The sequence below is a fragment of the Acinetobacter sp. LipI_19 genome (assembly GCF_058242925.1).
In genome coordinates, this window is sequence record NZ_JBZAYK010000006.1 from 1 (window position 1) to 10,867 (window position 10,867).

At 35.7% G+C, this 10,867-nt stretch carries 11 protein-coding genes and 1 pseudogene; 4 read left to right on the forward strand and 8 right to left on the reverse strand.

Going from position 1 to position 10,867, the window contains the following annotated elements:
* Positions 1–225 precede the first annotated feature (225 nt).
* The 3 genes from AC4CVF_RS22090 to repM form a co-directional block, all read right to left on the reverse strand.
* Entirely contained in the window at positions 226–561 is a 336-nt protein-coding gene (locus AC4CVF_RS22090; RefSeq protein WP_002125301.1) for a carboxymuconolactone decarboxylase family protein, read from the reverse strand.
* Between the two features lie 339 nt (positions 562–900).
* Complete coding sequence (locus AC4CVF_RS22095) at positions 901–1,467, reverse strand: plasmid replication DNA-binding protein (protein ID WP_490789982.1); 567 nt, start codon at positions 1,465–1,467, stop codon at positions 901–903.
* Positions 1,468–1,530: 63 nt separating this feature from the next.
* Positions 1,531–2,454: a replication initiation protein RepM gene (repM, locus tag AC4CVF_RS22100; protein ID WP_032066855.1), complete on the reverse strand. Its 924-nt coding sequence runs from the start codon at positions 2,452–2,454 to the stop codon at positions 1,531–1,533.
* 1,176 nt (positions 2,455–3,630) lie between these two features.
* Here repM and AC4CVF_RS22105 point away from each other — a divergent pair.
* The 4 genes from AC4CVF_RS22105 (at position 3,631) to AC4CVF_RS22120 (ending at position 6,343) form a co-directional block, all read left to right on the forward strand.
* Positions 3,631–4,017 carry a hypothetical protein gene (locus AC4CVF_RS22105; protein ID WP_490789983.1) on the forward strand — a complete coding sequence of 129 codons (387 nt, stop codon included), beginning with the start codon at positions 3,631–3,633 and terminating at the stop codon, positions 4,015–4,017.
* Positions 4,014–4,184, forward strand: coding sequence for a hypothetical protein (locus tag AC4CVF_RS22110; protein ID WP_005804935.1), 171 nt, complete (start codon positions 4,014–4,016; stop codon positions 4,182–4,184). Before AC4CVF_RS22105 ends, AC4CVF_RS22110 begins: the two co-directional genes overlap by 4 nt.
* Before the next feature lie 168 nt (positions 4,185–4,352).
* Positions 4,353–5,249, forward strand: coding sequence for an Abi family protein (locus AC4CVF_RS22115; protein ID WP_155115843.1), 897 nt, complete (start codon positions 4,353–4,355; stop codon positions 5,247–5,249).
* 17 nt (positions 5,250–5,266) lie between these two features.
* Positions 5,267–6,343 carry a tetratricopeptide repeat protein gene (locus AC4CVF_RS22120; RefSeq protein WP_005401981.1) on the forward strand — a complete coding sequence of 359 codons (1,077 nt, stop codon included), beginning with the start codon at positions 5,267–5,269 and terminating at the stop codon, positions 6,341–6,343.
* A 77-nt stretch (positions 6,344–6,420) separates the two neighbouring features.
* On the opposite strand, the gene AC4CVF_RS22125 is transcribed toward AC4CVF_RS22120, so the two are convergent.
* The 5 genes and pseudogenes from AC4CVF_RS22125 to AC4CVF_RS22145 all read right to left on the reverse strand — a co-directional run bounded on the left by AC4CVF_RS22125 (position 6,421) and on the right by AC4CVF_RS22145 (position 10,808).
* A complete protein-coding gene (locus tag AC4CVF_RS22125; RefSeq protein WP_005098515.1) occupies positions 6,421–6,735 on the reverse strand; it encodes a BrnA antitoxin family protein in 315 nt (104 codons plus the stop codon).
* Positions 6,722–7,009: a BrnT family toxin gene (locus tag AC4CVF_RS22130; protein WP_034707141.1), complete on the reverse strand. Its 288-nt coding sequence runs from the start codon at positions 7,007–7,009 to the stop codon at positions 6,722–6,724. The genes AC4CVF_RS22125 and AC4CVF_RS22130 overlap by 14 nt, the downstream gene beginning before the upstream one ends.
* A gap of 735 nt (positions 7,010–7,744) precedes the next feature.
* Entirely contained in the window at positions 7,745–9,853 is a 2,109-nt protein-coding gene (locus tag AC4CVF_RS22135; protein ID WP_490789984.1) for a TonB-dependent receptor family protein, read from the reverse strand.
* Positions 9,854–10,254: 401 nt separating this feature from the next.
* Positions 10,255–10,461: pseudogene (locus AC4CVF_RS22140) on the reverse strand (GABA permease); the annotation flags it as partial.
* Positions 10,380–10,808: a hypothetical protein gene (locus tag AC4CVF_RS22145; protein ID WP_002124576.1), complete on the reverse strand. Its 429-nt coding sequence runs from the start codon at positions 10,806–10,808 to the stop codon at positions 10,380–10,382. The gene AC4CVF_RS22145 and the pseudogene AC4CVF_RS22140, both read right to left, overlap by 82 nt.
* Positions 10,809–10,867 lie beyond the last annotated feature (59 nt).

Genomic DNA, 10,867 nt, shown 5'->3' on the forward strand with positions numbered 1-10,867 from the left:
GTTATACGAAATTTTAAAAATGATATTATCTTTATGATAATTAAAGAAATTTAATGTAATTGCTATTATATTAAATTCTCATTACATCGACTAAGAACTGACTCAATAATAAAAAATGGGAGTTTTGTTGAACTCCCATTTTTGAGACTGTACATTAAATTTTTTCAAATAATTATGTAGCAGTTTTTCTAGTCAAATTATCTTTTTCAATACCTAATAAAGATATTATTTCTGTGCTTCATATGCCTCTAAAGCTCGTAAAGCAAATGTATATGCAGCTCCTGCATTCAAATGAATTGCTGTAGCTAAAGCACCAGCTACTTCGCTTTCTGTTGCACCAGCTTTCATTGCTGCTTCTGCATGCACTGAAATACAGCTTTCACAACGCGTAGTGATTGCCACTGCTATAGATATTAATTCACGTGTTTTGATATCTAATGCCTCGGCAGCAGCAGCATCATTAAGTGCTAAATAAGCTTGAAGCATTTTAGGGTGAGTTTTTCCTAAAGATCCAAATGATTTTTTGACATGTGCTGTATGTTCTGGCCAATCTAGGAACATTTTAAAAATACCTTTGATTAAATACAGATTTAATATTAGTTGAATTGGAGATAAAATTTCTTAAATTTTGTGTAAACAACGTAATTTTAATCTTATTGCAAAATCAACACTTACTTGAACACCCATTCTCATCCAAGTTGGACACTTTATAATTATTCTAAAATTAACATAATACACCTTATACGAAATGCTGTATAATTGTCTTTATTAATCAATGGTATATATCATTTTGATTGGCCCGTATCCTCCAGATCGGGCTTTTTTAATGATTTGTCACGTTCCACGCCTATTCTTTGACCAATGTTTCACGCTTTTGATTAGCTCAGTTGAATAATGCCCTTAGCCATTCGGCAAGAAAAACCGGCTTAACCACCCTCTTTTCGGCTGCTCCGGTTCAACATGTTCCGGCACTGGAATACGCTTATTTTCCGTTTTTTCCGGAGTAGTCAATCCGTCATGTTTAGCTTCTGCTGTGTCCGGTTCTGGAGCTGTTTTGGCCATGCTTGGTTGCAGCGGTTCTTGATCGGTAAACGTAGTCATATTGGCCGTGGGAGGCTTCATTTCAATGAGCGTTAGAAGCGTATCAATACGAGCATTCGCCTTGGATTCACGATCTTCGGCTTTTTCTAACTGTTTTTTTAGAAAGTCGATTTGGTTTTTCAGCTCTACCACTGTTTTATCAGTGTATTCAGGTGTATTTTGATTTTGTATTGAAGACGTATCAATACGTTTTGCCTGTTTTGCTCCGAAAGGCTCACCATAGACGCGAAGTAATTCTGAAAAATCTATAAAACCGTCATAGTCACGGCTTAATACACCGTTTTTTATATCTTTATAGATTGTCGCTCGGGATTTTTTATACAGAGTTGCAGCATCACTAACACTGTATTTTGTAGCTGTATTCATAGTGTATTGCTGTGTATTTTGAAAACGTATTGGAGAATACAATATGTGTATTCTCTAATACACTCAAGCTTTAAAGCCAAGGTTTTTTAGGTGAGGTAAAAACTGCTTTTGTTGTATTGGATCTCTTAGCATTTCTTTGATTTTTGCTGCTAGGCTCTCATAGCTTTCATTACCATTTGCTAAGTTCGAAAATTCAGGCAATCGTGAAAGCTGATTGCCAAACATATTGATTTGAGCATCTGTCATTTGGTGGAATGCTGTTTGGGATACCTTTGTTAATTCTTGTTGAGATGGCTTATCTTTCGATTTAATTCTAAATTGGATATCTGTGATAACTCGCCCTTTCTTGAATTGGTCATAGTCAACGGTAATATTAGTATGTTTATTAATTTCACTTATTGCTCTGTCTAAGACATTAGATTTAAAGTTCGACATAGTTGAATATTCAGTCGCATCCAGCCCTAATTTTGATCTAAGATCGTTAATACTATATTTCTCAGTTTTTGCTACATTCAACCATTTAATTAATAGCTCATATAGTCTGATGCTATATTTACTCTTAAAGTCAGACACTTGTTCTATATGGTATTTTGTGAATTGTTCGCTTAATCGGCTTATTAAGCTGATAACTTCGTTACTAAGGTATAAAACGATAAGGCCACTAGAATCTACATAGGTCACTTTGTTTACCCAATTTGCTGTAGTAAGAGCTTCTTGGCCCTTATATCTATCTAAATAACTAAACTCCCTTCTTTTTAGAGTTTTCGCTGCTTCTCTAAGCAAGCCATAGGCATTATTACTATCTACTTTAAATTGATGAACGTAGTCACTTACGAATACTTCTATTGGTGTATCAGATGTGAGATTAGAAGACTCTCTAGCTCCAACTATGGCCAAGAGCATAATACGTTGCTCTATGAGTGATAAGTTGAAAGAGGCATCGATAAGAGCATTATCCTTAACAACTAATTTATTGTTATTTGTCATGATATGAAGCTTATTAATTCATTTAACTAGGTTATATGTTATATATTTTAAATAGTCAATAATCTAGCTATTCAAATACCCCTTAAACCTATCTTTATCACCCCTTAAACCTATCTTTATCACCCCTTAAACCTATCTTTATCACCCCTTAAACCTATCTTTATCACCCCTTAAACTATTGCAAATAAAGGCTTACAGCATCTCTAAAAGCATTTAAAAACTTAAAAATAATTAAAAGCCTTGGGAATGAAAAATTGCCCTTGGTTTTCGCTACGCTCAAACTCTATTGAATCTCGCTTTCGCTCGATTCGTGGGGCAATTTTTTGGATCATTCTGTTGTGACTTTGAGAAAAAGCAAAGGCAAGAGCAAAAGCAACTCGGAATTCGCTTCGCTCATAAAGCTTTTTTACTCGCTACGCTCGATCTAGACTCAATTTTCTGCATGTGATTTACGCTTATTTAGGCTTCACAGCCTAAAAAGCTGTTTTTCAGAGAGTCTAGGTGCGAATTTTGGTGCTTCGCTCGTAGACACTCACTCTATTCATCCCGATTAGAATAAAAATAGTCTCTATTTGGCGCTCATTTGCGTTTTTTGACCTGATTACTCATTTCAATAGTCGATTCTATGTCTTATGTAAAAATGTGGCTGAAATCGCATTTGAGAGCGTTTCAACTTGGGTTTTATTTTTGATCTGTAGGCTAGAGTTTCCGCTTATAGATTTTTTCCCTTAGACACACAATAGTCAGGATCTCTTTTGGCCAAGCACTATCTTTACTGTCAGTTAAGTCAATTAAATGGATTGGGAGCCGGTACATACCGGCAATTTTTGGTTCACACACCACGCATCTAAAGATAAAGACTCCAAAGCCTTACCCTATAAGGGATACAGCGATTTTTCATCTGTCTGGAAAGCGTTTACGCTTTTATCATGTTTTTTATTGCATTTCATAGGCTTAGCTGTAAACACTTTTTGTTGCAGATAAATTGCAATATTTACTTACAAAACAATAGGATAGCTTGTAATCACCTTTGTTTACGCTTTTATATGAATTTCTCTTTTTATATTAGATATTTAACCTGTAATCATTAAAACTTAACACAGTGTTTACTTATATTTGATAGTTACTTTTTAGAAATTAGGTGCTTAGATTGAAAACAAATTGTAGGAGTTTTTCATGAACAGTACTCGAACCGTTGCCGTCAGATTAGACAATCAAGTCGCACAAGAATATGAGCGTTTGGCTCAGTTGAAGGGCGATAAACTCGGAACTTATTTACGGGATTTACTGACCAGTAATTTACAAATGGCCAGTATTGAACGGCAGGTCAGTCGGATTGAAACATTGGTGAATGATTTTGAAAAGCAAATTAATTATTCCCTAGATAAGTTTACTGAAGCCAATTATTTAAATGAAAAATTCTTTGAAGACTTTGGCCATATATATATGTTTCAAATTGGGATGCTGATGCATCTAAAAGTCGATCGAGAAGACATCCGAGGAATGCAAATAAAGGGAAATGCATATGCCCAAAAGAACTATTTTGCGGGGAAAAAGCCGTGAGCAATATTATTCAACTTTCTAAACCGTGTGCTTTCTGTGATTCAAGGGAAAACGTACAGCTTTTTGCAGGGCTGATGCTTTGTGGGAATTGTCAGGAAAATATCCGGATTACTAATCCTGGCATGTTTGAGGCCAATGATCAGATTGAACAAAAAGCCCAGGATTAACCTGGGCTGCGTATAAGAGATTTTATGTTAAATGCATCATGCAGACAGCAAAAAGCCCACTATTAAGCGGGCTTTTTACTCAATTTTTTTGTCCTATCAACCGTAATTAATAAGACTTAACGTGTACAATTTAACGCAATTTCGAATTGAATGCAATCGTTTACCTTAATGTCATTACTTATTCCAATACCTAGAAAACAGACTTATCAAACTTTTTTTAATGTTAATTCTGAAAGTGAGATACAAGGAGTTTATCAATGGCATCAGGATTTAGCTGCTGAAGCATTTTTAATTTTATGTGATTTTGAAGTCATATTTCGCAGTAAAATTCATAAAGCCATAGCCTCTTTGAATTGTTATCCAAATCAGGATGATTGGATTGTAGGCAGTCGTCAGCAACAAAATTTAGTTAATAAACTTCAACAAGATATGTTTACTACCCAACAGGAAGGAAAGGATTTTTATCCTGATGCTAGAAACTATAATTTACATTCATCATTTCAATTAAGTAAAAAAGATAGACAAAATTTTATAAACCTAATTTGTGAATATATCGAGAAAGGAAAAACCTCGTTCACTCATGATGATCTGGTTGCATCTGTTAGTTTTGGCTTTTGGGTGAGTCTACTCAAACGTTTGGAATGGTTGAAACAAGGAAGCTTAATAACTCCATATCTAACAGAAATATTCCCCCACTCTACGAAAGGTTTTGATTTAAATCATTTAAAAAGTATCTTAGATACATTAAATAGAATTAAGTCATTTAGAAATCGTATTGGTCATCACGATAGTATTATGCGAATACCAGAGCCCGTAGTAGGGCATGCTGACTTTTATCCCAGAACTGTAAATCAGATGATCAATAGCTTAAAAATATTATTGTTAAGTTTGTTAGATCTTGTTCGTGATATTGATCCACAGTGTAGTACTGCTATTGAAGAATCTAAAAATTGGAAAAGCTTCTTTTTATTACTAAAAATTGAAAGTTTTCAGGTGTATAAAGGGAATAATGGATCTTTAGAAAGCTATATAATTTGTTATTTAAATGATTGCTTTAATGTCTAAAAAAATAGGGGGTAAATTTGATTTTAATTTGGGGAGTTATAGTAGGAATAGTCATTTATATCATTTGGAAATTGACCTGTTCATTTAACACTAAAGGACCTACTGAGAATTCTAAAAATGATGAATATACTAACTTTAGATTAGGAGAACAGTACAATACAGGAACAAATAGAGACCCTAAAAAAGCATTTCAATTCTATAGCTTGGCTACTATACAAGGTCATAAAGTAGCAAGATCTCGATTAGCTGAAATGTATTGTTTAGGAGAAGCTATTCCAATTGATTATGATAAATCCTTGGAAATATTTTCAAGCCTTTGTAATTCATATAAAAGTGAAATTCCTCAACAGCATATATTGTCTTTCTTTCAGTATTTTATTGAGCATAAACTTACTCCTCATGATGCTAATAAATTTGTAGCTAGTTTGACTGAAAGAGCAAATTCAGAATCGCTATTTTCTCAGTTCTTGTTAGGCGAAATGTATTTTAGCGGTATTAAAGTTGAAAAAAATATTGAGAAATCTCTGTATTGGTACTTAAAAGCTGCCACTAATGTAAAAGATGTAGATTGTGGAACGGATACTTATAACTTAAAAAATGAAGCACAGTATATTCTTGCTAACTACTATAAGAATCTTGATTTAACAGAAGAAAGCTGTCAAAAAAGTGCTTATTGGTACGTTGAAGCTCTTAATAGTTATCATATGGCAGCATATAACTTATTGTTATCTTTAACTTCAACACAAGATGACATCTTTTTTGATAGTAAAGAGCACCAGATCAAGTTTTTAGAATATTTATATAAAGCCCTTTTGACGAATGCGGAAAAAAAATTAATAGAATCTCAGAAGATGCTAAGCAATATGTATAGCCATGGTATTTATCCTGAACAAGATTATATGAAATCATTATATTGGCTAGAAAAAGTAGCAGAACAGGGATCTCAAGAAGCTAATTATCTTGTTGGAACAAGATACGAAGATGGTTGTGGAACGGAAAAAGATATCCAAAAAGCAATTTTTTGGTATAGAAGAGCGCCTAGTTATGGTCCTGCTTTAAGTAGATTAAATGAATTAACCAAGTATAAAAGTTAGTCTTATTCTTAATAATTTCTAAAATTAACATAATACACCTTATGCGAAGTCAAAAATGGGAGCTTAAGCTCCCATTTTTACTGATGATTTTTTAATTCTTTGAGCATAGCATCCCGCAAAATTTCATTCATTCGTGTTTGATAGCCTTTGCCTTGAGCTTTAAACCATGCAAGTACATCAGCATCTAAACGAATGGAAGTTTGTTGCTTCACTGGGCGATAGAATTGATTATGGCGTACAGCATTGCTCCAGTCGGTAATTTCAGGCATATCTGAGAGATCTAGCTGATCGTCAGGAACCGTTCCCTTAGCAAGCAAGCGTTGAATTTCAGCATCTTGCTTGTCGCTGAATTTTTCATTCAGTTCTTTGCGTGAGTATCTAACCATGCTCATATTTATCTCGCTCCGCTTTGGTGACTTGTCTTGCACTAATGATTCGTATGATTTCACAGTCATCTTCATCAAAGATGGTGTGAGCTACTAAGAGCATTAGTACGCCTTTTACTTTTCCAATGGTTTGCCAACGTTCTTCACCATCGGTATGTCTGTCTTGGATTGAGATCCTTAATGGATCATCAAAAACAAGGCTTGCTGTTTCGAAAGAGACATCGTGCTTTTTCTGATTCTTTCGATTCTTTGCCTCATCCCATTCGAAATACTGTTCCATAAAAAACATTCAAATTTGTATATACAATAATGTATCACAAAATTGTATCACTCAAGCTGAAAAGCGTAATTTTTAGTCAGATTTATTGGCAAGAACTATCAAAACTGTTCATAAAAAAACCGACTTGTTTCCAAGTCGGTTGAACGAGAACGTTCCAGAGGGTATGAGTAACGATAAGATACTGATCTTAAAGTAATATTAAAAACACGTTTCGTATAAGCTCTATTATGTTAAATGCACAGTTTTTTAGAATGCAAATTGACAACTTTCTTAGCTGAATAAGCAGCTTCTACAAAATGGTTAGGGTAGATAGAATGATACCGAGCTGTTATCCTTGCTCTGATATTTTCTCTCAAACAATGCACTGAATTTATGACACTTACGCCACCTTAAGTTTATTTACCTCTTTAATCAGTAAATAACTCATCACTGCCTGTGTCGTTGTGGCGCTGCTGTGTAGAACTTGTCCCATAGTGCTTCCTTCCATTTATCTGAGAATATTGCACCATTAAAATCTGGGACTAAACACCTAGTATCTTTTATTAGATTTGAAGGTTGTAGGTTGAGTTGAGCAGCTTATGCCGAGGGGCTGACATTTATCAGATAGAGTATCCATTTCAGCTTTTGGTGCTGTCTAGAAATAAAGGGAAAGTTGTTTCAGGCGAGGACATCACTTTTGCAAAGATGAATGAGAGGTGTCTCTGCCTGAATATTTGCTTTTCTAGAATTGAGTGTCTAGAAATCAAATGAGGTTTGTAGATAATACGTTTGTGGCGCACCTACATACATTCCACCGACTTGATCCGCTGAACGAGTGTAGTATTCACGGTCAAATAGGTTCTTCACACCGAAGCCCACTTTGAGACCATTGAGTTGTGTGTTGGAAAAATCATAGGATGCCCGAACACCCACTAAACCATAACCAGGAATGTTGCCATAGCGTCCAGTAGCATCATGGGTGCCCGATGCGGTTTGACCAGATTGACCGTAGAAATTAGTGTTTAGTGTCCATTGATCAACTTTATAGTCTATTCCAGCATTGCCGACCAATTGTGAATAAAAGTCGAGATCTTGTCCTTTGTTTTCCCCAGCAGATGCGGTTGCTTTGGTGTAAGTGGTATTGGCATATAGCGAAATACCGCTGAGTTCGTCACTGATTGCACCGAGATTATATTTAAATCCGAACTCGGCTCCTTTGTGTTCAGTGGCACCTAAATTTGAGTAAGTTTGAGTTGCATCATCTCGTTTTAATTCATCAGAAAAATCAATATAAAACAGGGTGAATTCTAGGGATAGATATGGGTCTAAATAGTGTGTACCAATTTCATAATTATTGGCTTTTTCAGGTTGCAAGCCTTGCATGGTCAGATAGGCACCTGACGCATTGGTATTAGCCATTTGGCTATATTGTAGTGGTGCAAAAGATTTACCGTAGTTTGCAAAAATATTCCACAAATCATTGGCTTTATACATGACTGAAAAGCTTGGTAATACTGCATCATAGGATTTTTCAGCATGTACTCCGTTGAGTACCGATGCATCTTTATTTAATTTGTACATATTTTCGGTGGTTTTGATTTTCTCAAAACGAACACCAGGAATCAGAGACCATGCACCCACATCTGTGCGGTTGTCGATGAACAATGCATGTGCATCTGTTTTCCCGTCTGCTTTGGTCCAAGCATATTCATTTGTAGGGCCTGTGACCGTGTTATAGCTTGCACGATTAACCGCCTCTTCACTAGTTTCATGTAGATAGCGATAGCCCACAGAAACTTCATTTTCAGTAGTCCCAAGTTGGTATGCATGCGAATACCGCGGCTCGATTGCCGTCACTTTATAATTACGTGGCGCCGTTTGGTACAGTTTTGATCCACTACGTTCCATTCCTGCATCACGGAAGGTGTCAGTGTGATAGGCCAAAAGCTCAAAGGCATTGTCATCTTTTTTATAGCTGTATTTAACTGAACCGTCAGTACGATGCCCTTTCATATAATCATGATTGCGCAAGGACTGATATGGATTTTCAGCAAATTGAGCAGGGGTTAAACCTCCAGGCATATCTACATCTGCATCGTAGCGGTGTAGATTGGCTTCAATTTTTGCATATTCATCTATTGTATAAGCTGCTTTTAAGCGAATATCGTTGATGTCAGAGTCATCATTTTTATCGCGAAAACCCTCTCCATTAACGCCAGAATATAACAGCGCTAAGCCTAAACCGTTGTCTAAGGTTCCACCCACAAATAAGTTGGGGCTAAATTTTACATGACCGTTTTCTGCAATTTCTGTAGTGAGGTCTACCGTTCCAGCAAAGGTTTCAGGAATTGTACGCGAGTTAAAGTTAATAATCCCGCCTACATTTTGTGGCCCAAAGCGAACAGAGCCCGCGCCACGCACCACGTCGATGCTTTCAATATTGCCTAAGCTAGTGGGTGCTAAGGAGAGTTGTGATTGACCATAAGGGGCAAACGAAAGTGGAACACCGTCCACGAGTACCTGTGAGCGTGGTGAAAACCGTGACGTTAAACCACGGACACCGATGCTTAACGATGCATCACTCCCAGCTGTTCCTGCATTTTCAGGAGCTTGAATACCAGGCACAGTGCGTAAAGCCTCTTTGACAGAAGTTGCGCCTCGGTTAATCAACTCATCACGCTGAATGACTGTACGCGCTCCAGCATGATTTAGTACTTTCTGTGCATTGGCTTCATCTAACCAGTTGCCTTCGGCTTGCACAGTTATCGGGTTAAGCGTCACAGTAGGGTATGTATCGGCTGCATAAAGTATGGAGGGAAATAAGCAGAGGGTGAGGACTGATTTTTTGAAATGAGGGAGTAACACAAGAGATCCTTAAAATGATGTATAGGTGAAATATGAAGAAAATATGGAGAATTTGTAAGTTTGTGAAATAATAAGCTGACTAGCGAAATATGTAAATGATAATCGTTTGATTTTTTATTCAAATGTTATATAAAAATTATTAGAATAAAGGGAATAGTGAAAGCACTTAAAAGTGAGCCGGCAATCTATACAAAATTCTTTTCTGAAAGTGTTCTGCAATATCAAACAGGCTGACAGTTTTCTAGAATATGAATACAGAAAGATAGATAAAAACGGTGGCTAACATTTGAGTAAAAATTGAACTTATTGCTGAGTTTAGCCTAAAAAACCAATGGCTTTCACTGGGAGGCCATTGGTTTTAGTGTATGTTGAATTTTGCTTAATCTGACATTAGTTTTACATTACAGATTGTTGGTCAAGTCCGCCTGAGTGTTATCAGATTTATCTTGAGCATGCTTTCCCCAGTTAAACTTCTGTGCACAGATGCCTAATCCAACAATAAACAATGCAAGTAAACTGGTATAGGTTACTTCTTTGAAATAAGTGCCTTCAACCAACATGGTAATAAGTGCGCCAATAATAAAGAAGATTGCAAGATACGTAAAATATTATATATTTCAATATGCTGATTCCATTCGGGAAAAATATCATTTGGGTATAGCTTTAGTGATTTAAGAGTTTGAAGAAACTGAGAGTCTATTTTTAACTTTTCTGGATGATCAACTATGTCATCAAATAATGCAGATGATCTATGAGTTAAAAATTTACCTGTAACAGAGGAGTGGTACGCCTTAGCATTAATTTTAAAGGCTTCATTACTATCATTTTTAACTATTTTTTTAAAATTTTTCGGTAAACCGTACATCATTTTATGATGATATGAACTTATATGACTCGTTATCACAAAAGATTCAAGAGATGAAATTTCTTCTAAAGAGGAATAAGAGTTTTGCATTAAAGGCCTAAGCTAAAAAATCAGAATTATGAAATTTCTCTAAAATTAACATAATACAC

Excerpts from the sequence above, each read along its gene's own strand:
- AC4CVF_RS22090 (WP_002125301.1), bottom strand. The coding sequence starts at position 561 with ATGTTCCTAGATTGGCCAGAACATACAGCACATGTCAAAAAATCATTT.
- AC4CVF_RS22095 (WP_490789982.1), bottom strand. The coding sequence starts at position 1,467 with ATGAATACAGCTACAAAATACAGTGTTAGTGATGCTGCAACTCTGTAT.
- repM (WP_032066855.1), bottom strand. The coding sequence starts at position 2,454 with ATGACAAATAACAATAAATTAGTTGTTAAGGATAATGCTCTTATCGAT.
- AC4CVF_RS22105 (WP_490789983.1), top strand. The coding sequence starts at position 3,631 with ATGAACAGTACTCGAACCGTTGCCGTCAGATTAGACAATCAAGTCGCA.
- AC4CVF_RS22115 (WP_155115843.1), top strand. The coding sequence starts at position 4,353 with ATGTCATTACTTATTCCAATACCTAGAAAACAGACTTATCAAACTTTT.
- AC4CVF_RS22125 (WP_005098515.1), bottom strand. The coding sequence starts at position 6,735 with ATGAGCATGGTTAGATACTCACGCAAAGAACTGAATGAAAAATTCAGC.
- AC4CVF_RS22130 (WP_034707141.1), bottom strand. The coding sequence starts at position 7,009 with ATGGAACAGTATTTCGAATGGGATGAGGCAAAGAATCGAAAGAATCAG.
- AC4CVF_RS22145 (WP_002124576.1), bottom strand. The coding sequence starts at position 10,808 with ATGCAAAACTCTTATTCCTCTTTAGAAGAAATTTCATCTCTTGAATCT.